The sequence below is a fragment of the Hephaestia sp. MAHUQ-44 genome, assembly GCF_023806085.1.
Taxonomy (GTDB): Bacteria; Pseudomonadota; Alphaproteobacteria; order Sphingomonadales; family Sphingomonadaceae; genus Sphingomonas.
Map to the genome: position 1 here is coordinate 210,061 of NZ_JAMSLX010000004.1, position 26,280 is coordinate 236,340.

22 protein-coding genes are annotated in these 26,280 nt (G+C 66.5%); 14 read left to right on the forward strand and 8 right to left on the reverse strand.

The features are described from left to right. Nucleotides 1-8: 8 nt before the first annotated feature. Genes pdxH through NFE57_RS06350 form a run of 3 tightly spaced genes read left to right on the forward strand, consistent with a single transcriptional unit; the run spans nt 9 to nt 2,322 of the window. Nucleotides 9-587: a pyridoxamine 5'-phosphate oxidase gene (pdxH, locus tag NFE57_RS06340; RefSeq protein ID WP_252134730.1), complete on the forward strand. Its 579-nt coding sequence runs from the start codon at nt 9-11 to the stop codon at nt 585-587. Then, nucleotides 584-1,531 (forward strand): cation diffusion facilitator family transporter, encoded by a 948-nt coding sequence (locus NFE57_RS06345; RefSeq protein ID WP_252134731.1) that lies wholly within the window; start codon nt 584-586, stop codon nt 1,529-1,531. Before pdxH ends, NFE57_RS06345 begins: the two co-directional genes overlap by 4 nt. Further along, nucleotides 1,528-2,322, forward strand: a complete 795-nt coding sequence (locus NFE57_RS06350) for a PhzF family phenazine biosynthesis protein (RefSeq protein WP_252134732.1) — start codon at nt 1,528-1,530, stop codon at nt 2,320-2,322. The genes NFE57_RS06345 and NFE57_RS06350 overlap by 4 nt, the downstream gene beginning before the upstream one ends. Here NFE57_RS06350 and NFE57_RS06355 read toward each other — a convergent pair. Both NFE57_RS06355 and NFE57_RS06360 read right to left on the reverse strand, forming a co-directional pair. Further along, nucleotides 2,319-2,735: a VOC family protein gene (locus tag NFE57_RS06355; RefSeq protein ID WP_252134733.1), complete on the reverse strand. Its 417-nt coding sequence runs from the start codon at nt 2,733-2,735 to the stop codon at nt 2,319-2,321. The two genes, NFE57_RS06350 and NFE57_RS06355, sit on opposite strands and share 4 nt — an antisense overlap. After that, nucleotides 2,732-3,799 carry a serine hydrolase domain-containing protein gene (locus NFE57_RS06360; protein ID WP_252134734.1) on the reverse strand — a complete coding sequence of 356 codons (1,068 nt, stop codon included), beginning with the start codon at nt 3,797-3,799 and terminating at the stop codon, nt 2,732-2,734. Before NFE57_RS06360 ends, NFE57_RS06355 begins: the two co-directional genes overlap by 4 nt. A 24-nt stretch (nt 3,800-3,823) precedes the next feature. On the opposite strand from NFE57_RS06360, the gene NFE57_RS06365 reads away from it, so the two are divergent. Then, nucleotides 3,824-4,147: a hypothetical protein gene (locus NFE57_RS06365; RefSeq protein WP_252134735.1), complete on the forward strand. Its 324-nt coding sequence runs from the start codon at nt 3,824-3,826 to the stop codon at nt 4,145-4,147. 264 nt (nt 4,148-4,411) lie between these two features. Here NFE57_RS06365 and NFE57_RS06370 read toward each other — a convergent pair whose 3' ends face one another. Together NFE57_RS06370 and NFE57_RS06375 are read right to left on the reverse strand one after the other, a co-directional pair. Further along, nucleotides 4,412-5,695: a sugar MFS transporter gene (locus tag NFE57_RS06370; protein ID WP_252134736.1), complete on the reverse strand. Its 1,284-nt coding sequence runs from the start codon at nt 5,693-5,695 to the stop codon at nt 4,412-4,414. Between the two features lie 39 nt (nt 5,696-5,734). Beyond that, nucleotides 5,735-6,961, reverse strand: a complete 1,227-nt coding sequence (locus NFE57_RS06375) for an ROK family transcriptional regulator (RefSeq protein WP_252134737.1) — start codon at nt 6,959-6,961, stop codon at nt 5,735-5,737. Between the two features lie 233 nt (nt 6,962-7,194). On the opposite strand from NFE57_RS06375, the gene NFE57_RS06380 reads away from it, so the two are divergent. Continuing rightward, a complete protein-coding gene (locus NFE57_RS06380) occupies nt 7,195-9,687 on the forward strand; it encodes a glycoside hydrolase family 3 protein (RefSeq protein ID WP_252134738.1) in 2,493 nt (830 codons plus the stop codon). Nucleotides 9,688-10,026: 339 nt separating this feature from the next. Here the strand turns inward: NFE57_RS06380 and NFE57_RS06385 are convergent, their stop codons facing one another. Further along, nucleotides 10,027-11,361 carry a sugar porter family MFS transporter gene (locus tag NFE57_RS06385; RefSeq protein WP_252134739.1) on the reverse strand — a complete coding sequence of 445 codons (1,335 nt, stop codon included), beginning with the start codon at nt 11,359-11,361 and terminating at the stop codon, nt 10,027-10,029. A 142-nt stretch (nt 11,362-11,503) separates the two neighbouring features. On the opposite strand from NFE57_RS06385, the gene NFE57_RS06390 reads away from it, so the two are divergent. From NFE57_RS06390 to NFE57_RS06400, 3 genes are read left to right on the forward strand one after another with little or no spacing between them, the layout of a single operon-like run. Continuing rightward, on the forward strand, nt 11,504-14,896 hold the full coding sequence (locus tag NFE57_RS06390) for a glycosyl hydrolase 2 galactose-binding domain-containing protein (protein WP_252134740.1): 3,393 nt from the start codon (nt 11,504-11,506) through the stop codon (nt 14,894-14,896). 51 nt (nt 14,897-14,947) lie between these two features. Beyond that, the gene (locus tag NFE57_RS06395) at nt 14,948-15,670 is read left to right on the forward strand and encodes a GDSL-type esterase/lipase family protein (RefSeq protein ID WP_252134741.1); all 723 of its coding nucleotides are present in this window, start codon (nt 14,948-14,950) and stop codon (nt 15,668-15,670) included. Then, nucleotides 15,667-16,689 (forward strand): cupin-like domain-containing protein, encoded by a 1,023-nt coding sequence (locus tag NFE57_RS06400; RefSeq protein WP_252134742.1) that lies wholly within the window; start codon nt 15,667-15,669, stop codon nt 16,687-16,689. The genes NFE57_RS06395 and NFE57_RS06400 overlap by 4 nt, the downstream gene beginning before the upstream one ends. Here the strand turns inward: NFE57_RS06400 and NFE57_RS06405 are convergent. Both NFE57_RS06405 and NFE57_RS06410 read right to left on the reverse strand, forming a co-directional pair. After that, nucleotides 16,659-17,684 carry a tetratricopeptide repeat protein gene (locus tag NFE57_RS06405; protein ID WP_252134743.1) on the reverse strand — a complete coding sequence of 342 codons (1,026 nt, stop codon included), beginning with the start codon at nt 17,682-17,684 and terminating at the stop codon, nt 16,659-16,661. The genes NFE57_RS06400 and NFE57_RS06405 overlap by 31 nt on opposite strands. 65 nt (nt 17,685-17,749) lie before the next feature. Then, nucleotides 17,750-18,427, reverse strand: a complete 678-nt coding sequence (locus NFE57_RS06410; RefSeq protein ID WP_252134744.1) for a dienelactone hydrolase family protein — start codon at nt 18,425-18,427, stop codon at nt 17,750-17,752. Between the two features lie 222 nt (nt 18,428-18,649). Between NFE57_RS06410 and NFE57_RS06415 the strand changes: the two genes are divergently transcribed. From NFE57_RS06415 to ada, 6 genes are all read left to right on the forward strand, one after another. Further along, entirely contained in the window at nt 18,650-19,204 is a 555-nt protein-coding gene (locus NFE57_RS06415) for a F0F1 ATP synthase subunit delta (protein WP_252134745.1), read from the forward strand. 9 nt (nt 19,205-19,213) lie between these two features. Then, complete coding sequence (gene atpA / locus NFE57_RS06420; RefSeq protein WP_252134746.1) at nt 19,214-20,743, forward strand: F0F1 ATP synthase subunit alpha; 1,530 nt, start codon at nt 19,214-19,216, stop codon at nt 20,741-20,743. Between the two features lie 69 nt (nt 20,744-20,812). Next, nucleotides 20,813-21,691, forward strand: coding sequence for a F0F1 ATP synthase subunit gamma (locus NFE57_RS06425; RefSeq protein WP_252134747.1), 879 nt, complete (start codon nt 20,813-20,815; stop codon nt 21,689-21,691). A 109-nt stretch (nt 21,692-21,800) separates the two neighbouring features. Continuing rightward, nucleotides 21,801-23,336: a F0F1 ATP synthase subunit beta gene (gene atpD, locus NFE57_RS06430; RefSeq protein WP_252134748.1), complete on the forward strand. Its 1,536-nt coding sequence runs from the start codon at nt 21,801-21,803 to the stop codon at nt 23,334-23,336. A 44-nt stretch (nt 23,337-23,380) separates the two neighbouring features. Further along, nucleotides 23,381-23,632, forward strand: a complete 252-nt coding sequence (locus NFE57_RS06435; RefSeq protein WP_252134749.1) for an ATP synthase F1 subunit epsilon — start codon at nt 23,381-23,383, stop codon at nt 23,630-23,632. Nucleotides 23,633-23,716: 84 nt separating this feature from the next. Continuing rightward, complete coding sequence (gene ada / locus NFE57_RS06440; RefSeq protein ID WP_252134750.1) at nt 23,717-24,751, forward strand: bifunctional DNA-binding transcriptional regulator/O6-methylguanine-DNA methyltransferase Ada; 1,035 nt, start codon at nt 23,717-23,719, stop codon at nt 24,749-24,751. Nucleotides 24,752-24,796: 45 nt separating this feature from the next. Here the strand turns inward: ada and NFE57_RS06445 are convergent, their stop codons facing one another. Beyond that, nucleotides 24,797-26,206: a sugar porter family MFS transporter gene (locus tag NFE57_RS06445; protein WP_252134751.1), complete on the reverse strand. Its 1,410-nt coding sequence runs from the start codon at nt 26,204-26,206 to the stop codon at nt 24,797-24,799. Nucleotides 26,207-26,280 lie beyond the last annotated feature (74 nt).

A 26,280-nucleotide genomic window follows, 5' to 3' on the forward strand; every position in this document is an offset into this window, starting at 1 on the left:
GAGCGCTGATGGCCGACGATCCGTTCGTCCTGTTCGATGCCTGGCTGGCCGAGGCGCAAGCAAACGAACCCAATGATCCCAATGCGATGGCGCTCGCCACCGCCGATGCGGCGGGGCAGCCCGCGGTGCGGATGGTGCTCCTCAAGGGGCATGATGCGCGCGGGTTCGTCTTCTACACCAACCAGCAGGGCCGCAAGGCCTGCGATCTGGCCCAGAACCCGCAGGCGGCGCTGCTTTTCCACTGGAAGTCGCTGCGCCGGCAAATCCGCATCGAAGGGCCGGTGAGCATCGTCAGCGATGCCGAGGCCGATGCCTATTTCGCTACCCGGGGCCGCGATTCGCAACTCGGCGCCTGGGCGTCGGATCAGTCGCGCCCGCTCGATTCGCGCGCCACCTTCGAGGCGCGGTTCGCGGATGTGAAGGCGCGCTTTGCGGGTGGCGCGGTGCCCCGCCCGCCGCATTGGTCGGGCTATCGCGTGCGGCCGACGCGGATCGAATTCTGGCAGGATCGCGCGCACCGCCTCCACGAACGGCGGCTGTTCACCCGCGACGGCGACGGCTGGACCGAAGGATTGCTCTACCCGTGACCGAGAACGAACGCCGCCGTCTGCTGCCCTTTGCCGTGCGCGCCGCGCTGGCCAGCGTCAGCATGGCGTGCTTCCTGCTGCTGCTGAAGGGGTTCGCCGCCTGGCACACGGGCTCGGTCGCGATGCTCGGTTCGCTTGCCGATACCGGGCTCGATCTGCTCGCCAGCCTCGTCACGCTCTACGGCGTCCGGCTTGCCGCAATGCCCGCCGATCACGATCACCGCTTCGGCCATGGCAAGGCAGAGGCGCTGGCGGCGCTGTTTCAGGTCGGGCTGATCACCGCCTCGGCGATCGGCATTGCCTGGCGCGCGGTCGTGGCGCTCAACCATCCGGTCGAAACGCATGATGCCGGATTCGGGATCGCCGTCTCGCTGGTCGCGATCACCGCGACACTGGTGCTGCTCTGGTATCAGCGCCGCGTGATCCGCAAGACCGGTTCGGTCGCGATCATGGCGGATAATGTGCATTATCAGTCGGACGTGCTGCTCAACGGATCGGTGATCCTTGCGCTCGTGCTCGATCAGCTGGTCGGGATTCCCGCGGCCGATCCGCTGTTCGGCATTGCGATCGCCGCGTGGCTGCTGTGGGGGGCGTTCAAGGCGTCGTCGACCGCGATCGATCACCTGATGGACAAGGAATGGTCCGAGGAGGAGCGCGCGCGCTTCGTCGAGGTCGCTGCGCGCCAGCCGGGGATCAAGGGCATCCACGATTTCCGGACGCGCCGTTCCGGGGCGCACGAATTCGCGCAATTTCATATGGAGGTCGCGCGCGACCTGACGGTGGCCGCGGCGCACGACATCGTCGAGGATGTCGAAAAGTCACTCAAGCGGGCGTTCCCCAAGGTCGAGGTGCTGATCCACCTCGACCCCGAAGGTCATGTCGATACCGATAATCCGCTGGTCGAGGCGGATGTCACCCCGCATTGGTTCGGCAAGCGCATATGACGATTCCATTCGTCCAGATCGATGCCTTCGCGAGCGCTCCCTTCACCGGCAATCCGGCGGCGGTGATGCCGCTCCGCGCCTGGCTCGACGATGCGCTGCTGCAACGGATCGCCGCCGAAAACAACCTCAGCGAGACCGCCTTCCTCGTGCCGGCCGACGATGCCGATGCCGATTTCGAGCTGCGCTGGTTCACGCCGACGGTCGAGGTCGTGCTGTGCGGCCATGCGACGCTCGCGAGCGGGCATTATGTACTGTCGGCCGATCCGGGCCGCGATCGGGTGCGTTTCCGCACCCGCAAGGCAGGCGGGCTCGCGGTGGCGCGTGCGGACGACGGCTATGAACTCGCGCTCCCCGCCTGGGCGCCTGATCCCAAACCGCTCGACGCGATCGTCGCGGCGCTGGGGGTGGGCCACGCGGTCGAGACGCTCTGGCACCCCCATGGTTATGGCGTGGTGGTGCTTGAGACGGCGGCGCAGGTGCGCGCGTGCGGCCCCGATTTCCGTCGTCTTGCCGCGGGCGGCGACGTGCTGACGATCGTCACCGCCCCCGGCGACGAGACCGACATCGTCAGCCGCGTGTTCGCGCCCGGCGCGGGGATCGACGAAGACCCCGTCACCGGCTCGGCGCATGCGGTGCTGACGCCTTATTGGACCAACCGCCTCGGTCGCGATCGCTTCACCGCGTTTCAGGCGAGCGCGCGCGGGGGCCACCTGACCTGCCGCCTCGACGGCGACCGCGCGGTGCTCGGCGGCCAATGTGTGACAGTGATCGAGGGGGTGTTCGCGGTTTAGGGGCGCGCAAATTCGGGGGCTAGGGCGCGTTCGGTCCCGAAGGCGAGTTCGAGATTGATCCCATTGGGGTCCTTGAGCACGATCTGGGTCAGTCCCGCAACGCGCGTCTCGCGGCGGCGGTACGCGATACCGAGATCGGTCAGCCGCATCTCCATCGCATCGGGATCGCGGCAATCGAAGGCGACATGATCCATCCGCCCGCGCGCGCCGATCGCTGGCACGTCCTCGCCCTCGACGGGCATGTTAACGTGGATGATCGCACGCCCGTCGCGGTCGTAGAGCCAGGCGTTTCGGGTCTGGTCCGCCATCGTCGCCGCCGGGCCGCGCACGAGGCCGAACACCTCCTCGTAGAAGGTCAGCGTCGCGTCGAGCGCGGGGGTGCGGATGTTGATATGGCCGATCCGCTCGATCATGAAATGAGACTCCCCACGATCCGGCCCAGCGTCCGCCGCGTCGGCGCCAGCGCATCGTCCTGTGTCTTGCCGAGCCGGACGAGGATGACGCTATGTTTTGCGCCCGGATCGTGCGGATCGGCGCCGGTACCCGCGATGACGAACTGGCCGAGATGCCCGATCATCGAGACGACGGTGTCGGGCGCTGCGTCGGGGAACAGCGTCGGCCCGTCGGGGTCGCTCCCGCCCGTGCGGTTGAGCCAGGTCTGGCCGCCATATTCGGGGTCGCGCGGCGAAGGGGCCTTCATGAACGCCAGCCAGTCGGGCGCGATCACCTGCGCCCCGCCGGCCCCCGTGCCGTCGAGCAGCAACCGGCCCATCCGCCCCCAATCGTCGAGCGTCATGTAGATCAGCGAGCCACCGATCTGCGTGCCCGCGCCGTCGAATTCGAGGAACGCGCTCGTCACCCCCGCCGGCCGGAACAGTCGCTGATAGGCGAAGTTGCGGTAAGCGGTGGCACGCACCTTGGGATCTTTGCTGTCGGTCAGCGTGTCGGCGATGATCTTCGCGAGGATGATCGTCGTCAGCGACGAATATTCGAATTTGGTCCCCGGCGCCGCTTCGAGCGGCTGGGCGATCGCCTGCGCCGCCATGTCGTCGGTGCCGCCGACGAACAGCACCTGGTTGGTGTCCGATCGCTCGATCGGATCGCCGATCTCGGTATGCTGGAGCCCCGAGCGCATCTGAAGCAGCATCCGAAGCGTGATCGCGCCGCGCGGATCGCCGGGGCGATGCCACTCAGGCACCGGCGCGGGCGCATCGAGCGCGAGGCTGCCGTCGGCGACGAGTTCGCCCACCAGCATCGCCGTCACGGTCTTCGCCATCGACCAGGAAATGAAGCGGTTGGCGTCCGAAAAGCCCGGCGCATAGCGTTTGGCGATCACGCGGCCGTCCTCGATCAGCAGTACCGCGCGGGTGCCCGGATCGGCAGCGAACAGCGGCGCGATCACGCTTTGCGGCTGCGCGTGCCCGCTCGCCGAAAGCGCGGCGAGGAGGGGAAGCGCGAACAGGCTTTTGATCCGCATCGAGCCAGCCTAGTCTCAGCGCGCATGAAGACAAGACGGATCATCGGCTGGGGCGCGCTCGCGCTGATCGTGCTGCTCGCGGCCGGGGTTGCGCTCTATGCGCATCTGATGACACCCAAGTTGCAACTCGGCGTCGGCTATGGCGCGCGCGTTGCCTGCGGGTGCCGCTATATCGAGGGCCGCCCGCTCGAAAGCTGCTACAAGGATTTCGAGCCCGGCATGGAGGTGATCCGCCTCGCCGACGATCCCAAGACCAAGACGATCACGGCCTCGGTGCCTTTGGTCGCCAGCCGCAAGGTGACCTTCGATTCCGTCCTCGGCTGCCAGCCCGAACCGCTCAAGCGCTGACCGTCCCGACTCTTGCTTGGGGGCAAGCGTGTGGAACATAGCCGCGAAAGCGTCGTCCATCTGATAGCTAGCCAGATCATCGCCCTTGGACAATCCGGCCGATAACGGCAGTTCGCCGACGCCGCTGTTGCGTGCCGATCCTGGGGTGATTTCGAGCCAGATGGAATCATCTGGCGACTCGGAAGTCACGGCAAACGAAAGATAATCCAGAGTCGGTCCGCAATATCCCGCGACCGGCACCCGAGCACGAGCGTGCGTCTGTGCTCAATGCGGGCTGGCAAACTCCTCGTCGCTGTCGACGCCGGCGGCGTGGGTCGCGGCGCGGCCCGCGCCGATCGCGATCAGGCACAGCACGGCATAACAGATCATCGGGACGATCAGCCCGGCCGAATAGCCGCTGATGTCCGCGATCTTGCCGACGATCAGCGGGATGATCGCGCCGCCGATGATCGCCATGCACAGGAAGCCCGAGGTCGCGCTGGTGCTCGCCGACGAGCGTTCGAGCGTCAGTGTGAAGATCACCGGGAACATCACCGAATTGAACAGCCCGATCGACAGCGCGGCATAGCCCGCGGGCACGCCGCGCGTCAGCACGACGAACAGACACAGCGCCGCCGCGATCGCGGTGTTGATCGCGAGCAACCGATGCGCCTTGATCCTGGTGAGCAAGGCCGAGCCGATGAACCGACCGATCATTGCGCCGAGCCAGTAGAGGCTGACGTAATAGCCCGCATGCTGGAGCGGGATGTTCCAGATCGCTTCGCTGTTGAGGAACAGCGCCATCTGGGTGCCGATCGCGACTTCGGCGCCGACATAGAGGAAGATCGCGAGCCCGCCGATCAGCGCCCAGCGTGCGCCGGCGACTTCGGTGAGCGTCTGCCGGAAACCGTGCGCGGCGGGCGCGGGCGGCGCAGCGCTGGTGATGCGGTGGCGCGACCACCAGATGAAGCCGGCCAGGAACGCCAGCAGCACCGCGATGATGATAAAGCTCAGGTCGATCGCGCCCAGCGCGTTCGATCGGGCGGTCGCCTCAATCACGTCGCCGGGCTTCACCTCGACACCCTTGAGCAGCAAATTGGCGCCCAGCAGCGGCCCGAGCACGGTACCGAGCGAGTTGAATGCCTGGCTCAGCGTGAGACGGAAATGGCTACGCTCGGGCACGCCCAGCGCGGCGGCGAGCGGGTTGGCCGCGACCTGGAGGACGGTGATTCCGCTGGCGATCACGAACAGGCCAAGCAGCACGCCGGGATAGGTATCGAGATTGGTGCCGACCAGGATGACAAAGCAGCCCGCGATCATCATCGCGATCGCGAGCACGATCGAAGGGACCGCGCGCAAGCGCGAGACGAGGATCGCGGCGGGGATCGAGATGACGCCATAAGCGATGAAGAAAGCAAAGGCGCTCAGTTGCGCCTCGACGTTCGACAGACTGAAAATGCCCTTTACCGCGGCGACCAGTGGATCAACCAGCGAGGTGATGAACCCCCAGGCGAAAAACAGGGTGGTGACCGACGCGAATGCGCCAGTGGCCTTGTGATGGGTGGACATGCGGCTCTCCCCTAATGGGCGTCGGTCATCGATCTCCGGTCAGGCATGCCTGGCGGTACGGCGGGTGGTGTCGGCGGGGGCCTTCCACAAGGCGCCCGGCTTGGGCAGCAGGAAATGGCTGAACGGCAGGATCGCGGCGCCGACGGCAGGCGCGTCTTCGGACAGGGCGGCGCGCGCGACCGGTGCGATCACCGGAATATTGTCGCCGCGTTCCTTGAGCAATGCCTGGGCAGCAGTCGCAAGCCGCTCGACCAGATCCTTGGGCAGGCGACCACCGATCAGCACCATGCCTGGATTGACCAGACAATTGATTGCCTCGAGCGGGACGTACAGCCGTTGTGCGGCGTGGCTGATCCAGGTGTCGACGCTCGCTTCCGCACGCGCCGAGCGATCGGTGGCGAGCGCGTCGGCAAGCGTCAGGCCATCGGCGGCGAGGTGTTTGGCGAGACCCGACAGCGAGACCAGTTTCTGCGCCTGCTGGATGCCGCCGTCCTCGGTCGGTGCGCGCAGGAAGCCCAGTTCGCCGGATCGGCCATTGGCGCCCCGGAAATAGGCGCCATCGACGACGATGCCGCCGCCCAGACCCGACGAGATCAGGATGTAGAAGAAGCTCGACAGCGTCTGGCCGAGGCCAAGCTGCATCTCGCCCATCGCCGCGGCGGCGGCGTCGTTTTCGACGAAGATCGGCAGGTCGAACGGCTCGTCGAACAATTCTGCCATGTCGATCGCGTCCCACTCGGCATAAGCGGGAGGGCGACCGGGCAGATCGACCAGCCCGAGATCGTCGGGGATCGCGACCCCCAGCCCGACGAGGCTCGCGCGCTTGACCCCGGCATCGTCGAGCATCGCGCGGACCGAGCGGTGATAGAGATCGCGGACGTGGCCCGGCAGCGCGAAATCGACTTCCTCGGTGACACGCGCGAGCGTCTGCCCCGCGAAATCGACCAGCACGAAGGTGATGTGATCGCGATCGATGTTGATGCCGATCGCATGGCAGGCGTCGCGTTTGATGACGAGTTTGGTCGGTGGCTGTCCGCGCCCGCCACGGCGTTGCCCGGCTTCCTCGATCAGCCCGTCGCCGAGCAGCCGTTTGGTGATATTGGCGATCGCCGGCGGGGTCAGCCCCGTGATCGCAGCGAGATCGACCCGGGTCAGCGAACCGTTGACGCGGATCGCGTGCAGCGTGACGCGCTGATTGTGATCGGCGGCGCGCTCGAGATTGGTGCCCGACAGCCGAACACGGGCGGGGGAGGGCGGAACGCTCATAAGAGGCGTGTCACGCCCTGCGGCAGCGCCGCTTTGGTTCCGATCGAGTCGCGCATTTCCGCCATCCCGTTACCTCACCCTGTGAACGTTCGCATTGCCCTCGAGCACGGGCGGTGCCAAGATACCCGCGTCGATAGCAACAGCAATTGCTTTTCAATTTAATTTAATAATATAGTTGGAGACAAGAGGGGATGGTCATGCGGGCAATGATCCAGAGGCGCAAGGGCCTCTTGATGTTAGCGTCAACAGTGTTGGCGATCAGCACTGCCGGCGCGGTTTTCGCGCAGCAGGCCCCGGCCCCCGCAACCCCGCCCGAGGCAACCGCACATCCCGATCTCTGGCCGCAGGCGCATTGGCCGTACAAGGCCGATCCCGCGCTGGAAAAGCGGATTGCCGGTCTGCTCCAGCGGATGACGATCGAGGAAAAAGTCGGGCAGGTCGTCCAGGCCGACATCGCCAGCGTTACGCCCGCCGACGTCAAACGATATCATCTCGGCTCGGTGCTCAACGGCGGCAGTTCGGGCCCCTATGGCGACGATCTCGCGCCGGCACCCAAATGGCTCCAGCTCGCCGACGAATTCTACGCGGCCTCGGTGGACAAGAGCAGCGGCGGCATCGGCATCCCGGTGATCTGGGGGATCGATGCGGTCCACGGCAATTCGAACATCATCGGTGCGACGCTGTTCCCGCACAATGTCGGGCTCGGCGCGATGCACGATCCTGTGCTGATGCGGAAAATCGCCGAGGCCACCGCGACCGAGATCCGCGTCACCGGGCAGGAATGGACCTTCGCGCCGACGATCACGGTGCCGCAGGATGGCCGTTGGGGCCGCGCCTATGAAGGCTATTCGAGCGATCCCCGGCTGGTCTCCGATTATGTCGGCCAGTTCATTCGCGGGTTGCAGGGCGAACCCGGTGCGACCGACATCCTCAAGGGGCCGCACGTCATCGCCTCGACCAAGCATTTCCTCGCCGATGGCGGCACCGAAGACGGCCACGATCAGGGCGACGCGACAATCAGCGAGGCCGAACTGCGCGACATCCACGGCTTGCCCTATGTTGCCGCGATCGATGCCGGCGTGCAGACGGTGATGACCAGCTTTTCGAGCTGGCACGGCGTCAAGATGGCGGGCAACAAGAGCCTCGTCACCGGCGTGCTCAAGGATCGGATGGGGTTCGGCGGCTTCGTCGTCAGCGACTGGAACGCGCACGGCCAGGTCGCTGGCTGCACCAACCAGAGCTGCCCGCAGGCGATCGACGCCGGGCTCGACATGTATATGGCGCCCGATAGCTGGAAGCCTCTGTGGCACAGCCTGCTCGCCCAGGTGAAGGATGGCACCATCCCGATGGCGCGGCTCGACGATGCGGTCACCCGCATCCTGCGCGTCAAGATGCGGCTCGGGCTGTTCGAGGCGGGCAAGCCCTCGTCACGGCTGCTGGCGGGTAAATATGATCTGCTCGGCAGCCCCGAGCATCGTGCCATTGCGCGTCAGGCGGTGCGCGAATCGCTGGTGCTCTTGAAGAACAACGGCAGCGTGCTGCCGCTCAATCCGGGCGCCAACATCCTCGTCGCGGGTGACGGCGCGGACGATGTCGCGCGCCAGTCGGGCGGGTGGACGCTCTCGTGGCAGGGCACCGGGCTCAAGCCCGAGGATTTCCCCGGTGCAACCTCGCTCTGGAGCGGGCTCAAGAGCGCGATCGGCGCGGCCGGCGGCACCGCGACCCTGTCCCCCGACGGCAGTTTTGCCGGCGCCAAGCCCGATGCCGCGATCGTCGTGTTCGGCGAGACGCCCTATGCCGAGTTTCAGGGCGACCTGAAGACGCTCCAGTTGAAACCCGAACTGCGTGCCCCGCTCGCGACGATGAAGAAATTGAAGGCGCAGGGGATTCCGGTGGTCGCGCTGATGCTCACCGGGCGGCCGCTGTTCGTAAACCCCGAGATCAACGCCGCCGATGCCTTTGTCGTCGCGTGGCTGCCGGGCTCGGAAGGCGCGGGCGTCGCCGACGTGCTGCTGGCCGACAGGACCGGCAAGGTCGCGTACGAATTTCGCGGCACGCTGAGTTTCCCCTGGCCCGCCACCGCCGATGCCAAGGGCAAGCATCTGTTCGACCTCGGCTATGGCCTCAGGACGACGAGCAATGTGGCGGTGCCGCCGCTGTCCGAAGATCCCGGCGTCGCGGACGATGCGCAGCAAGGCATCTATTTCGCCAATGGCGTGCCGGCGGCGAGCTGGTCGCTGATCGTTGCCGATTCCGCCGGCCAGCAGACGCGGATCACCACCGTGCCCTCGACCGGCGCCAATGGCGATGTCGCGGTGACGGCAACCGATCATATCGTCCAGGAAGGCGCGCGCCGCTTTGCCTTTGCGGGCAAGGCCCCCGCGACGGTCGCGCTGTCGACGCAGGCACCGGTCGATGTCGCGCGCGAGAGCAACGGCGATCTCATGCTGGTGGCGACGATGCGCGTCGATACCGCGCCCGCGGCCACGCTGACGCTGTCGGCGCGCAGCGGCACCGCGAGCGCCAGCGTGCCGCTCGCCGATCTCGCCGCGCCGGGTGCGTGGCGCAGCTACGGCGTGCCGCTCAAATGTTTCGCGAAACAGGGTGTCGATATGGCGCATCTCGATGTGCCGTTCGCGCTCACCACCTCGGGCAAGGCCGTGATCAGCCTCGCGACCGTGCAGCTTGGCACCGTCGCCGATCAGATCGCGGCGTGCCCCCAATGACTTGGCGTCCCGTACAACCTTCCCTGGGGCGATCAAGCACCGCGCTGCACTGACGCGCGCGGTATCTAAGGGCGTGGTCCGGCACCTTCCCGCCGGATCACGCCCGTTTTTTGAGGTGGGGGCCGGGCCGGTGCCGCTCGCATCTGGGCCTGATGACTTTAAGTCAAACCGCTCCCAAAACCCGTTCGTGCTGAGCTTGTCGAAGCACCGTACTTCGTGCCGCAAGCGATTAACGAGCCTATCGCAGAACAGCCCCCCTTCGACTGCCTGCCAAGGCAGGCGCTCAGAACGGCCCTTCGACAAGCTCAGGGCGAACGGTTCGGGTTTAACCCTTGCCACTTAGCGCACCACCCGATCCATCTTTTCGAGGTCGACCCCGCGCGTCTCGGGGAACCAGCGCCAGACGACCACCAGTTGCACCGCCATCGCGGCGGCGAAGAACCAGAAGGGCGCGGCCTGCGTCAGCCGGGCGACGATCGGGAAACCGAACGCCAGCAGCGCGTTCATCCCCCAATGCGTCGCGCTGCCCAGCGATTGGCCGCGTGCGCGCACTGCGGTCGGGAAAATCTCGGAAAGATAGACCCAGATCACCGCACCCTGGCTGATCGCGAAGAACAGGATGAAGCCAACCAGCGCGGGCAGCAGCAGCGTCTGCCCGGTGCCGGTCGAATAGATCGTCGCGACCCCGGCGAGCGCGAGGCCGGTGCCGCCCGCGCCGATCATCAGCAGCGGCTTGCGCCCCACGCGGTCGATCAGCGCCATCCCGATCAGCGTCGCGACCAGATTGGCGACGCCGATCCCCACCGCCTGCAAATCGGCCGAAAGCCGCGAGAAGCCCGCGGCCGCGAAGATGTCGTTGAGATAATAAAGGATCGCGTTGATCCCCGAGAGCTGGTTGAACAGCGCGATTCCGATCGCGAGCAGGATCGGCTTGCGGTGGCGTGCCCAGCGCAGCCGGCCCTCGGTCTGCCCGGCATGGGCGGTGCGGAAACGCTCGATCAGCGTGGCGGGATCGCCCATGTCGAGCGCGGCGATGGCCCGATGCGCGTCGTCGTGACGGCCTTTTTCCACCAGCCAGCGCGGGCTATGCGGGATGCGCAGCAGCATGACGAGGAACAAGGCGGCGGGCGCCGCGGCGATGCCGAGCTTGAGCCGCCAGACCAGATCGCCGTCGACGAGCTGCTGGATCGCGAAATTGCTGACATAAGCGACAAGGATGCCGATCACGATATTGAGCTGGAACAGCCCGACCAGGAACCCGCGCCGCCGCGCCGGGCTGACCTCGGCGATATAGACCGGCGCCAGCACCGACGATCCGCCGATCGCGAGCCCGCCGAGGAAGCGGAAGGCGACGAACGAGCCCAGATCCCAGCTCGCGCCCGATCCGATCGCCGAGACGATATAGCCAAGCGCGATCCACACCAGCACCGTGCGGCTGCCGAACCGGTCGCCCGGCGCGCCCGCGCTCAGGGCGCCGACCAGCGTGCCGACCAGCGCGGCCGACACCGCGGTGCCAAGCCCGACTGCGCTCAAGGCGAATTCGGTGCGCAGCACACCGGTCACGCCGGATATTACCGCGGTATCGAACCCGAACAGCAGCCCGGCGAGGCTCGCCGCGATCACGGCGTTCCAGTTGACGTTCCCCCGGTTGACGTCGGCGCCCGGCTTTTCCATTCTGCCCTCCTGTTCGCGCTACCAGTCGGCGTGCGTCGATTGATTATTTAATTTGTTGTATCAATCACGCGCCGCCTTCGCGCAAGATGAGCGCACAGGACCGGGCACGACACGATCGGGGCCGGTAACAGGGGAGAAGAGGATGCGGCACTTCCGATGGATGATGCTCGTCGGCGCAGCGGCGATCGCAGCGCCCGGTCATGCCCAAATCCCCGACAACGGCGGTCCGTATAATGCCCACTTCATGCCCGGCGGGATCGGCATCGATCGCGATCTTGGCGATGGTGCGGTTGCGGGCGCGGGTCATCCCTTCTCGCTATCGACATGGATCAGGCCCGACGCGCGCCAGCCCGGCCGGGTGACGCTGATCGCGCTCGGCGATCCGGCGGGCGCGTGCCGGTGCCTCGAACTGCGTGACGGGCGGCCCGCGTTCGACGCACTGGTGGCGCGCACCGCGCTCGCGCCGGGCGCGTGGGCGCATGTCGCCCTGGTCTCGGATGGCGAGACTGCGACGCTCTATGTCGATGGCAAGCGCGTCGCGCGCGGCGCGGTGGCGGGCGCGGCGGTGGCGCCCAAGATCGGGATCGGCCCAGTGGTCGCCGGGCAGGTGCATTTCGGCGGCACCTTGCTCGGCGCGACGCTCGATACGGTGGCGATGCGCAGCGATCAGGTTGCGGCCGCCGCCGCGAGCAAGCCCGATGTCGAGACCGCGCATATCCTTCAGGTCGGGGTCGGCTGGGCGTTCCAGAAGATCGCCTGGATCGGCCTGACCGAACAGCAGGATCCGTGGACGCTCCCGCACGCCAAGGCGCCGGTGGCGGCGCCGGTCGCCAAGCCGCTGCCCGATCTGCCCGCATTGGCGCGGATCGCTGATGATCGCTGGCAGATCAACGGCTGGACGCTCGCCGCAGCACCCGATGTGACGGCCGATGGTGCGGCGCTTTCACGCCCCGATTTCAATGATTCCACCTGGTACGCCGCCACGGTGCCGGGGACGGTACTGACGACGCTGGTCGATCGCGGGGTCTATCCCAACCCCTATTACGGCCTTGACAATATGGCGATTCCCGAACGCCTCGCGCGGCAGGATTATTGGTATCGCGCGCGCTTCACCGTTCCTGCCGAGGCAGCGGGCAAGGCGCTGACCTTGGTGTTCAACGGCATCAACTTCGCTTCCGACATCTGGCTCAACGGCAAGCATCTCGGCGGCACCAAAGGCGCGTTCATGCGTGGCCAGTTCGCCATCGCGCCGGTCGCGGGCGAGAATGTCATCGCGGTCAAGGTCTCGCCGCCGCCGCATCCCGGCATCCCGCACGAACAATCGATCAAGGGCGGTCCGGGGTATAATGGCGGCCAGCTCGCGATCGACGGCCCCACCTTCATCGCGACCGAGGGATGGGATTGGATGCCTGGCATCCGCGATCGCAACACCGGCATCTGGCTGCCAGTCGACTTGCAGGCGCATGGCAGCGTCAGGATCGGCGACCCGCATGTCGTTACCGATCTGCCGCTGCCGAAGACCGACAGCGCCGACATCTATATCACTGTCCCCGTCACCAATGCGGGCACCCAACCTGCGGCGGTAACGGTGCGCGCCGCCTTCGACGGGGTGACGGTCGCAAAGACGGTGCAGGCCGCGCCGGGCACCAGCGAGGTCCGGCTGACCCCGGCCGAGTTCGCGCAACTCCGTGTCAGGAATCCGGCGCTCTGGTGGCCTAATGGTTATGGCGATCCCGTGCTCCACGATCTGGCGTTGAGCGTCAGCGCGGACGGCGCGGTGTCGGATACCAGACAGCTCCGCTTCGGCATTCGCGAGATCAGTTACGATCTATCGCTGTTCGATAGCAAGGGCGCGCTGCGCCGCGTCACCGTCCAGCCGACCAATGGCGCGCTTGTCGGCGAAAAGCTGATCGACGTGCGCCACGAAGCGATCAAGCAGAGCCCGCGCGGCTGGGCCGAATCGCTGACCCTTGCGGGAGAAACCTCGCCCGCCGTCACCCCCTGTGCCGAGACGCTGCCCGAACCGCACCTCACGCTGCGCGTCAACGGCGTCAAAATCGCCACGCGCGGCGGTAATTGGGGGATGGACGATGCGATGAAGCGGGTCAGCCGCGATCGGCTCGGGCCCTATTTCCGCCTCCAGCGCGAGGCGCATATGAACGTCATCCGCAACTGGATGGGCAATAACGACGAACAGCAATTCTTCGATCTCGCCGACGAAAACGGGCTGATGGTGTTCAACGATTTCTGGCAATCGACCCAGAATTCGCAGATCGAACCCGACGATCCGCAGCTTTTCCTCGCCAATGCGCGCGACGTCATCAGCCGCTATCGCAACCATCCGTCGATCGTTCTGTGGTTCGGCCGCAACGAGGGCGTGCCCTATCCGACGCTCAATGAGGGGCTCGACGATCTCGTTTTCCAGCTCGATGGCACGCGCTGGTACACCGGCAGCTCGAACACGGTGAATCTGCAAGGTTCGGGGCCGTATAATTATCGCCCGCCGGTGGGCTATTTCACCGATCTCGCGACCGGTTTTTCGGTCGAGACGGGCACGCCCTCGCTCTCGACGCTCGAATCGATTCGTGCGTGGGTACCCGAGGCCGATCGCTGGCCGCTCTCGGATACGCTTGCCTATCACGATTGGCATTTCGGCGGGAATGGCGACACCAAATCGTTCATGGAGGCGCTCGGTACGATGTTCGGGCCCGCCACCAGCCTCGCCGATTTCGAGCGCAAGGCGCAGATGATGAACCTCGAAACGCACAAGGCGATGTACGAGGGGTTTCTGGGGCATCTGTGGACGAAGAACAGCGGGCGTCTCTTGTGGATGACGCATCCCGCCTGGCCGTCGAATGCATGGCAGCTCTATAGCTGGGATTACGATACGTCGGCGGCCTATTACGGCGCCAAGAGCGCGGCCGAGCCGATCCATATCCAGCTCAACCTGCCCGGCAACGACCTGGTGGTGCTCAACACCACGCGCGCCGATCGCAAGGGACTGACCGCGACCACCACGGTCGTCGGGCTCGATAATGAAGCGCTGTTCACGCGCACCGATACCGTGGATGCGCTTGCCAATCGCGCCACCGCGCTGGCGCCAGTGCCGCTCGACGCGATTCTGGCCACGACGGGCATGGCGCTCGTCCGGCTCGACCTGCGCGACGGCGCCACGCCCGTCAGCCGCAATTTCTATTGGCGCGGGCGCGATCAGGCGGCCTACCGCGCGCTGGATGGTCTCGCGCAGACCCCGCTCGCGCTGACAGCCGCGCCGCCGGTGCGTGACGGTGAGGATATGCTGGTCCGCGTGACGCTATCCAACCGGAGCGACGTTCCCGCGCTTGAGGCCAAGCTGACGCTGGTCGACGCGGCGGGCCAACGCATCCTGCCGGCCTATTACAGCGACAATTATGTCTCGCTGCTCCCCGATGAGACGCGCATTGTGGAGATCCGCTATCCCGCGAGCGTCACCAGCGCACCCTTGCTCAACCTGCGCGGCTGGAACGTGATTGAACAGAAGGCCGCAACACGGTGACGCCGCCAGACACCGCTTCGATACCGACATCCGTAACCTGATGGACACGCTATGACCCAGATCACACGCCGTTCGCTCTTTGCCGCCGCTGCCGCCTTGCCGGTCCTCGCCGCCGTGCCCGCCTTTGCCGAGGACGCGCGCGACAAGCAGCGGCGCGAGGATTTCCCCTGGCTCGGCAAGTACGCCGCCGAAAACGCGGCGCTGATCGCCTCTGGGCAGCCGGTGGGGCTGGTGATGATGGGCGATTCGATCACCGAAGGCTGGAAGGGGCAGCATCCCGATTTCTTCGCGACCACCGATTGCGTTTGCCGTGGGATCAGCGGCCAGACGACGCCGCAGATGGTGCTCCGCATGATGGCCGACGTGGTCCATCTCAAACCCAAGGCGGTGCATATCATGGCAGGCACCAACGACATCGCCGGCAATACCGGCCCGATGACGCCCGCGCAGACTCAGGACAATCTGGTGATGATGACCGAGATCGCGCAGGCGTCGGGCATCGATGTGCTGCTCGCCTCGGTGCCACCTTCGGACGGTTTCCCGTGGCGGCCGGGGCTTGCCGTCACCGACAAGATCCGCGCGCTCAACGTCTGGATCGCCGATTATGCGCAGCGGGCCGGCGCGACCTTCGTCGATTACACCCCCGCGCTGGCGACGCCTGCGGGCGCAATGAAGCCGGGTACCGCGTCCGATGGCGTCCACCCCACTGCGCAAGGCTATGCGGTGATGGAAAGCGTGCTGGTGCCGATGATCGGGCAGTATTCGGTCACATGAGCGCCGCCGCCGTCTCGACGCTCGCCCCGCTGCCCGAACGCGGCGCGGTCGATGCCGACACTTTCGCACGCGAGATCGTACCCGCGCACCGGCCCATCGTGTTGCGGGGGCAGGTGGCGGCCTGGCCCGCGGTCACGGTGGGCGATACGCCGCGCGCGATCGCGACCTATATCGTCGGTTTCGCGAGCGACCGCCCGGTCGAGGTGATGGTCGGCGCGCCCGAGATCGCCGGGCGCTTTTTCTATCGCGACGACATGCGCAGCTTCAATTTCCAGCGCGAGGCCGTGCCGGTGCCCACGCTGCTCGCCAAGCTGGTTGCGCTGGCCGAAACCGATCAGCCCGCGCCCGCGCTCTACGCCGGGGCGGCGGCGGCGGCCGACTATCTGCCGGGCTGGGCCGAGGCCCATCCGATCAATCTGCCGACATCCGATGCCGTGCCGCGGGTCTGGATCGGCAATGCCACCCATGTTCCGACGCATTATGACGTATCGAGCAACCTTGCCTGCGTGGTCGCGGGTACGCGGCGCTTCACCTTGTTCCCGCCCGATCAGATCGCCAATCTGTACGTCGGCCCGCTCGATGTGACGATGGCGGGCCAGCCGTCGAGCATGGTCAACCTCGTCGCTCCCGATCTGGCGCGCTATCCGCGCTTCGCCGAGGCGCTCACCCATGCGATGACGGCCGAACTCGGCCCCGGCGACGCGATCTATATTCCCAGCCTGTGGTGGCACGATGTCCAGGCGGTCGGGCCGTTCAACGTGCTCGTCAATTATTGGTGGGGAAATCCTGAAATTCCGGCGTTTCCGGCGCTGATCCACGCGCTGGTGGCGATGCGCGATCTGCCCGAGGCCGAGCGCGCGGCATGGCGCGGCTGGCTCGATCATTATGTGTTCGGCGCGGAGGCGCGACACGCCGCCGATCATCTGCCGCCGGCCGCGCGCACCGTGCTCGATACGCCCTCGCCCGAGCGCGCGGCATATATCCGCACCTATCTGTTGCGCGCGCTCGGCGGCGGCTGAGACCAGGAGCGCATGGCGGCACGTTCCTCCGCCTCGGCGGCGCCCGCCATCAGTTGCGGCACGCGGGCCAGCGCGTCGCGCGCGTCGCGGGCCTTGGGGTCGAGTTGCTGCACGCGCCGATAATGCGCCATCGCGCGCTCATATGCCCCGCGCGCCTCGGCACACAGGCCAAGGTTGAACACCACCGACGGGTGATCGGGCATCTCGGCATCGATCGCCTGCCAGGCGGCGCACGCCTCGTCGGGCCGGACCTCGGAGATTTTGACCGCCTGTTTGAACCGCGCCGCGATCGGCTTGGGCATCCGGTCGCGTCCCTCGCGGAAGCGGATACGGAAATCGCGCACGTGCGGCGTGATGTCGCTGCGCACGTCCCCGGCGATCGCGTTGATCAGATCGGCGATGACGGGCTCGGCCGCGCGGGGATTATCGTCGTCGCGACACCATGTCACTTCGTCGCGCTTGGGCTGGTGCGCCGCATAGACGACGCGGTTATCGGCGACGCGCACGATCCGAATATCGGCCTCGACGGTGATGACCCGCTGCCGGCAGCGTTCCTTCACATTGGCGTGCTTGATGCACTTTCCCCGATCGCCCCGCTTGCCCTTTTCTCCCTCGTCGTTCTTGGCGTCCTTGGTGTCCCATTCGACGCACCGCCGGCGCGATGCCTCGACGCGATTCTCCTCGACGCCGGTCGTCACCTGGCCCGAGACGAGGCCCTCGGGAGCAGGGCCGCGGCGCCCGGCCAGCACCGTAAAGGCGGGCGCGCCATCGGCGGCCGGTGCCGCCAGCGCGCGTTCGAGCGCAAAGGCAAGGCGATCCCCGTCCTGCCCGGCGATCGGCTCCAGCGCGATCGAGCCCAAAAAGCTCGCCTCGCGATGCGGCGCGGGCAGGTCGGCGGTGAAGTTCGCGGTTTCGGCGTTGAGCATCGGCGCCGCAATCGATGCGGCGACCAGCGCGCACGCCACATGCCCGCGGCGGATCGATCGGTCGGTCATGTGGTCCCCCCAGACGGAACGCGCGACCCTATCAATCGGCGTGGTGCGTTCAACCCTGCGGCGAATCACCCGCCGTGCGCGCGAAACAGTTCGAGCGTCCGCGCGCGCGCCAGTGCCGCGGAGGGCGCGTCATAATCCTTGCGCCGGTCCGAATTGAAGCCGTGTCCGGCATCGTAGAGGTGAATCGCGGTCTGTGGCGGGTCGGCGTCGATCACCTTTTGCACCTCGGCCGGCGGAATGGACGAATCACGGCGCCCAAAATGGAGGATCACCGGCGCGCGCGGGGTTTCGTCGAGATGTGCGGGGATCAAGCGGCCATAATAGCCCGAGGCGGCGGCGACCCCTTCCAGCCGCGTCGCCGCCAGCCACGTGATCGACCCGCCATAGCAATAGCCGACCACGAACACCGGCCCCTTGTCGGCGAGTGCGGCAACGCAGGTGCCGACATCGCCGACCGATTGATCGATCGGGTGCGTTCGTGCCAGCGTGATCGCCCGCGCCAAATTCCGCCCTTCATAACCCGCCGCCAGCCCCGGCGCCTCGCGATCGAACAAAGCGGGCGCCAGCACCTCATAGCCGTCGCGGGCGAAACCGTCGGCGACCGCGCGGATATGCCCGGTGATTCCGAAAATCTCCTGCACGACCACCAGCCCGCCGCGCCGCGCGCGCGTGGGCGCGACGTGATAGACCTGGATGTCGGCGCCGTCGGCCATTGCCATGCGGATCATGGTGCCCGTCGTCATCGCTCGCTCTCCCGATTGCCGGTCGCTGGTTTAGGGCGCGCTCCACGGGCGTGGAAGGGGCCGCCGAAAACCCCCGGGCCGCATTCCGCGATAAACCCCCAAGGGGGCGACTTGCATCCGCCGCCCCCCGATGCTAGCAGCCGCGCAACCCATAGGAGGGCCCTTCGGGGCCCCTTTTTGCATGGGGCCACTTTCAGTCTGTCCGAAGAGGAACCCGCGTCCGTGGAGATGTCCGGCGGTATTCAAGCGAGCTTAGCAGGGCGGTATGCCACCGCGCTGTTCGCGCTCGCGCGCGACGCCCGTGCGATCGACAAGGTCGAAAAGAGCCTCGGCATGGTCCGTCAGGCGCTCGACGAATCGGCCGATTTCAAGCAGCTCACGACGAGCCCGCTGGTCTCGCGCGCCAATGCCGGCAAGGCCGTGGCCGCGACGGCGAAGGCGATGAAGCTCGATTCGACCACGACCAATTTTCTCGGCGTGCTCGCCGCGAATCGCCGGCTTGCGCAATTGCCGGCGATCATGCGTGCGTTCCGTCAACTCGCCGCGCACCATCGCGGCGAAACCACCGCCGAGGTCGCCTCGGCACACCCGCTGTCGAGCGGGCAGGTCGACGCGCTTCGCCAAGCGCTGCGTCAGCGGCTCGGCCGTGATGTCGCCGTCGATCTCTCGGTCGATCCCGCACTGCTTGGTGGGCTGAAGGTCCGCATCGGCAGCCAGATGATCGACAGCTCGATCCAGACCCGTTTGAACTCCCTCGCGCACGCGATGAAAGGCTAAGGCACGCACATGGATATCCGCGCCGCAGAAATCTCCAAGGTCATCAAGGACCAGATTGCCAATTTCGGCACCGAGGCCCAGGTCAGCGAGACCGGCCAGGTGTTGAGCGTGGGTGACGGCATTGCGCGCATCCACGGGCTCGACAACGTCCAGGCGGGCGAAATGGTCGAGTTCGCGAACGGCGTGCAGGGCATGGCGCTCAACCTCGAGGCCGATAACGTCGGCGTCGTGATCTTCGGCTCGGACGCCGAGATCAAGGAAGGCGACGACGTCAAGCGCACCGGCACGATCGTCGACGTGCCCGTCGGCAAGGGCCTGTTGGGCCGCGTTGTCGACGGCCTCGGCAATCCGATCGACGGCAAGGGGCCGATCGTTACCGATCAGCGCAGCCGCGTCGAGGTCAAGGCGCCGGGCATCATCCCGCGCAAGTCGGTGCACGAGCCGGTCCAGACCGGTCTCAAGGCGATCGACGCGCTCGTTCCCGTCGGCCGCGGCCAGCGCGAACTGATCATCGGCGACCGCCAGACCGGCAAGACCGCCGTCGCGATCGACGCCTTCATCAACCAGAAGGGCGCCAACGCCGGCGACGACGAATCGAAGAAGCTGTACTGCATCTACGTCGCGATCGGGCAGAAGCGCTCGACCGTCGCGCAGATCGTCCGTCAGCTCGAAGAAAATGGCGCGATGGAATATTCGATCGTGGTCGCCGCGACCGCGTCGGAGCCCGCCCCGCTTCAGTTCCTCGCGCCCTATACGGCCTGCGCGATGGGCGAATATTTCCGCGACAACGGCATGCATGCGCTGATCGTTTATGACGATCTGTCGAAGCAGGCGGTTGCCTATCGTCAGATGTCGCTGCTGCTGCGCCGTCCGCCGGGCCGCGAAGCCTATCCGGGCGACGTCTTCTATCTCCACAGCCGCCTGCTTGAGCGCGCCGCGAAGATGAACGACGAGCACGGCAACGGCTCGCTGACCGCGCTGCCGATCATCGAGACGCAGGCGGGCGACGTGTCGGCCTATATTCCGACCAACGTGATCTCGATCACCGACGGCCAGATCTTCCTTGAAACCGATCTGTTCTTCGCGGGTATCCGCCCGGCGATCAACGTCGGCCTGTCGGTGAGCCGCGTCGGCTCGGCCGCGCAGACCAAGGCGATGAAGAAGGTGTCGGGCTCGATCAAGCTCGAACTGGCGCAATATCGCGAAATGGCGGCGTTCGCGCAGTTCGGTTCGGATCTCGATGCCTCGACGCAGCGCCTGCTCAACCGCGGTGCGAGGCTGACCGAGCTGCTCAAGCAGGCGCAGTTCAACCCGATGCCCTTCGAGGAGCAGACGGTGTCGATCTTCGCGGGCACCAACGGCTATATCGACGATGTTCCGGTCGATGCGGTCACACGCTACGAAGCGGCGATGCTCGCCGACATTCGCGCCAACCACCCGGACATCCTCAAGGATATCCACGACACGCGCGATCTGTCGGATGCGACCAAGGGCAAGCTCAAGGATGCGCTGGCCGCGTTCACGAAGGCGTTTGCGTAAATGATGTGCTCCCGCGCCAGCGGGGGCCAGTCGGGGTTCCCGCTCAGGCGGGGGCACAAGGGAAGCTAGATGGCGTCATTGAAGGCCCTCAAGGTCCGCATCGGCTCGGTGAAGTCGACGCAGAAGATCACCAAGGCGATGAAGATGGTCGCCGCTGCCAAGCTGCGTCGTGCGCAGGAGGCGGCGGTCGCCGCGCGCCCCTATGCCGAGCGACTCGAGGGCGTGATGGCGAGCCTCGCGGCGCGCATCACCGTCAGCGCGTCGAGCCCGAAGCTGCTCGCGGGCACCGGCAAGGACGATCGGCATCTGCTGATCGTCGCGACGTCGGAGCGCGGGCTCGCAGGCGCGTTCAACTCGAACATCGTCCGTGCCGCCAAGCGCAAGGCGGAAGAATTGATCGCCGATGGCAAGCAGGTCCATTTCTACGTGGTCGGCAAGAAGGGACGGGTGCTCAAGCGCTTCTTCCCGAAGCTGATCGCGGGCGATCATGATATGGGCGGGATCAAGACGGTGGCGTTCGCCGATGCGCAGAGCATCGCCGACGAAGTCGTGCGCCGCTACGAAGCGGGCGAGTTCGACATCGCGCATCTGTTCTACGCGCGGTTCCAGTCGGCGCTGGTGCAGGAGCCGATCGGCCGTCAGATCATCCCGGTGGCGATCGACACCAGCAGCGCTGCCGCGCCCGCGTCGTCGGCTGCGGTCGACTATGAGCCCGACGAGGAATCGATCCTCGCTGATCTGCTGCCGCGCAATATCGCGATCCAGATTTTCGGCGCGTTGCTCGAAAATGCGGCGTCCGAACAGGGCAGCCGGATGACCGCGATGGACAATGCGACGCGCAACGCGAGCGACATGATCAATCGACTCACGATCCAGTACAACCGCACCCGCCAGGCCGCGATCACGACCGAACTGGTGGAAATCATTTCGGGCGCCGAGGCGCTCTAGCCAATCGCGTCGCCCCGGCGCAGGCCGGAGCCACGTGCCGCACAGAATGCTCCCGTGGAGGGAGATCCCAGCGTCCGCTGGGATGACGAAGAAGAGAATGAGGGACATCATGGCAAGCGAAGCCCCCACGACCAAGAAGCCCGCCGCCAAGCCGCGCGCCAAGAAGGCTGCGCCGGCAGCGAAGACGGCGGCGCCCAAGGCCAAGGCGACGACCAACAACGTCGGCCGCATCAGCCAGGTGATCGGCGCGGTCGTCGACGTCGCCTTCGAGGATCAGCTTCCGGCGATCCTTTCGGCGCTTGAGACCGACAATAACGGGCATCGTCTGGTGCTCGAGGTCGCGCAGCATCTCGGTGAGAACACCGTGCGCACGATCGCGATGGACGCGACCGACGGGTTGACCCGCGGCCAGATCGTCACCGACACCGGCTCGCAGATTCGCATGCCCGTTGGCCCCAAGACGCTGGGGCGCATCCTCAACGTGATCGGTGAGCCGATCGACGAACTCGGCCCCGTCGGCGCGACCGAAACCGCGCCGATCCACGCTTCCGCGCCGCTGTTCGTCGATCAGTCGACCGACAGCAGCATTCTCGTGACGGGCATCAAGGTCATCGATCTGCTCGCGCCTTACGCCAAGGGCGGCAAGATCGGCCTGTTCGGCGGCGCCGGCGTCGGCAAGACCGTGCTGATTCAGGAACTGATCAACAACATCGCCAAGGGCCATGGCGGCACCTCGGTGTTCGCCGGCGTCGGCGAGCGTACCCGCGAGGGGAACGATCTCTATCACGAATTCCTCGACGCGGGCGTCATCGCCAAGGACAAGGACGGCAAGGCGATCTCGGAAGGGTCCAAGGTCGCGCTGGTCTATGGCCAGATGAACGAGCCGCCCGGTGCGCGTGCGCGTGTGGCGCTGTCGGGCCTGACGATCGCCGAATATTTCCGCGACGTCGAAGGTCAGGACGTGCTGTTCTTCGTCGACAACATCTTCCGCTTCACGCAAGCCGGCTCGGAAGTGTCGGCGCTGCTCGGCCGCATTCCGTCGGCGGTGGGCTATCAGCCGACGCTGTCGACCGACATGGGTGCGCTCCAGGAGCGGATCACCTCGACCCACAAGGGGTCGATCACCTCGGTGCAGGCGATTTACGTCCCCGCGGACGATCTTACCGATCCGGCGCCGGCGACCTCGTTCGCGCACCTGGACGCGACCACGGTGCTCAACCGCGCGATCTCGGAACTCGGCATCTATCCGGCGGTGGACCCGCTCGATTCGACCAGCCGCGTGCTCGAGCCGCGCGTCGTCGGCCAGGAGCATTACGAGACCGCGCGTGCCGTCCAGTCGATCCTGCAGAAGTACAAGAGCCTGCAGGACATCATCGCCATTCTCGGCATGGACGAACTGTCGGAAGAGGATAAGCTGACCGTTGCGCGCGCGCGCAAGATCCAGCGCTTCCTCAGCCAGCCGTTCCACGTCGCCGAGGTGTTCACCGGCATCCCCGGCAAGTTCGTGGCGATCGAAGACACGATCCGCTCGTTCAAGGCGGTGGTCGACGGCGAATATGATCACCTGCCCGAAGCTGCCTTCTACATGGTCGGCGGCATCGACGAGGCGATCGCCAAGGCCGAAAAGCTGGCCGAAGCGGCGTAATGTAAACTCCCCTCCCGCTTGCGGGAGGGGTTAGGAACCGAAAAATGCTCCACTTCGAACTCGTCACTCCCGAACGCCTCGTCCGCTCCGAGGACGTGTACATGGTCGTCGTCCCGGGCAGCGAGGGCGATTTCGGTGTGCTCGCGCAGCACGCGCCGCTGATGTCGACGATTCGCGACGGCAATCTCGTGATCCATCGCGAGGAAAAGGGCACGCCCGAGACGATCCGCATCGAAGGCGGTTTCGCCGAGGTCAACGAGCGCGGCCTGACGATCCTCGCCGAGCGCGCGGAATAAGGCAGCGGGCGTGCGCCGTGCCGCGCACGCTTTGATCGCAAGGCGCGGGAAGCGGGTGGCGCGAAATGCGCCTATATCGGGTGCATGACACACACCGCCATCGATAGTGACGCGGCCTGGGCCGCCTTTTCGGTCCGCGATCGCAACGCCGACGGGCGCTTCATCGTCGCGGTCAAGACCACCGGCATCTATTGCAAGCCGAGCTGCGCCGCACGCCGCCCGCGCCGCGAGAACGTCGCTTTCTACGCCGATCCCGCGGCGGCGCAGGCGGCAGGGTTTCGGGCGTGCCTGCGGTGCAAACCCGATGAGGTCGGGCGTGATCGGCGCGCGGTGGCGGACGCGATCGCGCTGATCGAGGCGGCGGACGAAGCGATCCCGCTCGATGCCCTCGCCGGCCGCGTGGGATACGCTCCCCATCATTTCCACCGCCTGTTCAAACGCGCGACCGGGGTGACGCCCGCCGCTTATGCGCGCGGCCTGCGCGCGCGCGCGGCGGCCGAGGCGTTGGACAAACCCACCAGCGTGACCGAGGCGATCTACGAGGCGGGCTATTCGGCGCCGAGCCGCTTCTACGACGGTGGTGCACGGCGCTTGGGGATGACGCCAAGTGCGTGGAAGCGCGGCGGGGCAGGGGTAACCATCCGCTGGACGGTCGCGCCGACCAGCCTTGGCCCGTTGCTGGTGGCGGCGACCGACAAGGGCCTGTGCCGGGTGTCGTTCGACGAGAACCAAGCGGCGCTCGCGGCGCGCTTTCCCAAGGCGGAGATCGTGCCCGGCGGTGCCGCGCTCGCCGAGCTTGCCGCGCGTGTCGTCGCCAGCGTCGAATCGCCCGAGCGCGACCAGCATCTGCCGATCGACGTCCAGGGCACGGCGTTTCAGGAGGCGGTGTGGCAGGCGCTGCGCGCGATCCCGCCCGGTGAGACGCGGACCTATAGCGAGCTTGCCGTCGCTGCCGGCAACCCGCGGGCGGTGCGCGCGGCCGGCAGCGCGTGCGGCGCCAACAATATCGCGGTCGTCATCCCATGCCACCGCGCTCAGCGCGCTGACGGGAGCATGGGCGGCTATGCTTATGGTGTCGACCGCAAGATCGCGCTCAGGAAGCGCGAGGGTGTCGACTAGAGAAACGCCCCGCGCCCAGCCGATCGCGGGCGCGGGGCGTCTCGGTCAGCCCTCCATTTCCTCCAGCTCGCGCCCGCGCGTCTCGTGGACCATCGCGCGCACGAAGAAGAACGAGATGAACGCTGCCGCGGCGTAGAAGCCGTAGGTCACCGGCAGGCCGATATTGGCGGCCATCCACGGGAAGCTGACGCTGATCCCGAAATTGGCGACCCATTGCGCGAATCCCGACACGGCGAGCCCCGAACCGCGGATCTGGTTCGGGAACATCTCGCCGAGCATGACCCACATCACCGGGCCCCAACTCGCGTTGAAGAAGATGACATAGGCATTGGCCGCGATCAGCGCGATCAGCCCGTATTGGTCCGAAAGCTGGAGCGTGCCGTCGACCAGCGCGCCGGTCGAGAAGCAGAAGGCGACGATCGCCAGCGTTACCGCCATCCCCGCCGATCCGACGAGCAGCAGCGGCTTGCGCCCGATCCGGTCGATCGTGAAGATCGTGAACAGGCAGGCGAGGATCGAGAGCGATCCCGACAGGATGTTGATCAGCAGCGCGTCATTCTCGCTGAAGCCGACCGACTGCCACAGCACCGATCCGTAATAAAAGACGATGTTGATGCCCACGAGCTGCTGGAACACCGCAAGGCCGATCCCGGCCCACACGATCTTGCGGACCTTGCCGGTCGCCTTGTCGCGCAGGTCGGCGAGGCGGGGGCGGTGGTGATCGGCAGCGAGCGAGGCGCGGATCTCGCCGACCTTGCGCGCGCCCGCCCCGCTGCCGAGGATACGTGACAGCACGCCCTCGGCCTCGGTATCGCGGCCTTTCATGACGAGGTAGCGCGGGCTATCCGGGATCAGCAGCAGCAAGGCGAGATACAGCCCGGCCGGGATCACCTGCGCCCAGAACATCCAGCGCCATGCCGGATAGCCGAGCCAGAAAATCTCGGTCGAATGGCCCGCATTGTGCGCCAGCCAGTAATTGACGAGGAAGGCGCCGGTCAGTCCGGCGATGATCATCACCTGCTGGACGCTCGACAGCCGGCCGCGGATCGATGCCGGGGTAACCTCGCTGATATAGACCGGCGCGAGCACGCTCGCCGCGCCCACCGCGAGCCCGGCGAAGAAACGCGCGAAGATGAAGATGAAGTCGGTGGGCGCGGCGCCCGCGAGCAGCGCGCTCAGGATGAAGACCAACGCGGAAAGCATCATCACCGCGCGGCGGCCGATCGCATCGGCGAGCCGCCCGGCGGCGAAGGCGCCGACCGCGCACCCCGGCAGCAATGCGGCGACCGATATGCCCAGCCCGAGATCGTCGAGCCCGAAGGCCTGGCGCAACCCGTCCTGCGTGCCGTTGATCACGCCCGAATCGTAGCCGAACATGAAGCCGCCGATCGTCGCGACCGCCACGATCAGCGCGATCAGGCCTTTATTGACCTTTTCGTCGGTCCCCTCAGTCATCCCGTCTCTCCTCCATCGTCTCGATTCTCGTCGATCGAATGTGCCTTATGGTAGCGCTAGCAGCGGATAGCGCG

What these genes read in the sequence shown, in the direction of transcription:
- pdxH (WP_252134730.1), top strand. Translation starts at nt 9, where the DNA reads ATGGCCGACGATCCGTTCGTCCTGTTCGATGCCTGGCTGGCCGAGGCG.
- NFE57_RS06380 (WP_252134738.1), top strand. Translation starts at nt 7,195, where the DNA reads ATGTTAGCGTCAACAGTGTTGGCGATCAGCACTGCCGGCGCGGTTTTC.
- NFE57_RS06365 (WP_252134735.1), top strand. Translation starts at nt 3,824, where the DNA reads ATGAAGACAAGACGGATCATCGGCTGGGGCGCGCTCGCGCTGATCGTG.
- NFE57_RS06400 (WP_252134742.1), top strand. Translation starts at nt 15,667, where the DNA reads ATGAGCGCCGCCGCCGTCTCGACGCTCGCCCCGCTGCCCGAACGCGGC.
- NFE57_RS06355 (WP_252134733.1), bottom strand. Translation starts at nt 2,735, where the DNA reads ATGATCGAGCGGATCGGCCATATCAACATCCGCACCCCCGCGCTCGAC.
- NFE57_RS06405 (WP_252134743.1), bottom strand. Translation starts at nt 17,684, where the DNA reads ATGACCGACCGATCGATCCGCCGCGGGCATGTGGCGTGCGCGCTGGTC.
- NFE57_RS06350 (WP_252134732.1), top strand. Translation starts at nt 1,528, where the DNA reads ATGACGATTCCATTCGTCCAGATCGATGCCTTCGCGAGCGCTCCCTTC.
- NFE57_RS06390 (WP_252134740.1), top strand. Translation starts at nt 11,504, where the DNA reads ATGCGGCACTTCCGATGGATGATGCTCGTCGGCGCAGCGGCGATCGCA.
- NFE57_RS06445 (WP_252134751.1), bottom strand. Translation starts at nt 26,206, where the DNA reads ATGACTGAGGGGACCGACGAAAAGGTCAATAAAGGCCTGATCGCGCTG.
- NFE57_RS06410 (WP_252134744.1), bottom strand. Translation starts at nt 18,427, where the DNA reads ATGACGACGGGCACCATGATCCGCATGGCAATGGCCGACGGCGCCGAC.
- NFE57_RS06395 (WP_252134741.1), top strand. Translation starts at nt 14,948, where the DNA reads ATGACCCAGATCACACGCCGTTCGCTCTTTGCCGCCGCTGCCGCCTTG.
- NFE57_RS06425 (WP_252134747.1), top strand. Translation starts at nt 20,813, where the DNA reads ATGGCGTCATTGAAGGCCCTCAAGGTCCGCATCGGCTCGGTGAAGTCG.
- NFE57_RS06435 (WP_252134749.1), top strand. Translation starts at nt 23,381, where the DNA reads ATGCTCCACTTCGAACTCGTCACTCCCGAACGCCTCGTCCGCTCCGAG.
- NFE57_RS06385 (WP_252134739.1), bottom strand. Translation starts at nt 11,361, where the DNA reads ATGGAAAAGCCGGGCGCCGACGTCAACCGGGGGAACGTCAACTGGAAC.
- ada (WP_252134750.1), top strand. Translation starts at nt 23,717, where the DNA reads ATGACACACACCGCCATCGATAGTGACGCGGCCTGGGCCGCCTTTTCG.
- NFE57_RS06375 (WP_252134737.1), bottom strand. Translation starts at nt 6,961, where the DNA reads ATGAGCGTTCCGCCCTCCCCCGCCCGTGTTCGGCTGTCGGGCACCAAT.
- atpD (WP_252134748.1), top strand. Translation starts at nt 21,801, where the DNA reads ATGGCAAGCGAAGCCCCCACGACCAAGAAGCCCGCCGCCAAGCCGCGC.
- atpA (WP_252134746.1), top strand. Translation starts at nt 19,214, where the DNA reads ATGGATATCCGCGCCGCAGAAATCTCCAAGGTCATCAAGGACCAGATT.
- NFE57_RS06360 (WP_252134734.1), bottom strand. Translation starts at nt 3,799, where the DNA reads ATGCGGATCAAAAGCCTGTTCGCGCTTCCCCTCCTCGCCGCGCTTTCG.
- NFE57_RS06370 (WP_252134736.1), bottom strand. Translation starts at nt 5,695, where the DNA reads ATGTCCACCCATCACAAGGCCACTGGCGCATTCGCGTCGGTCACCACC.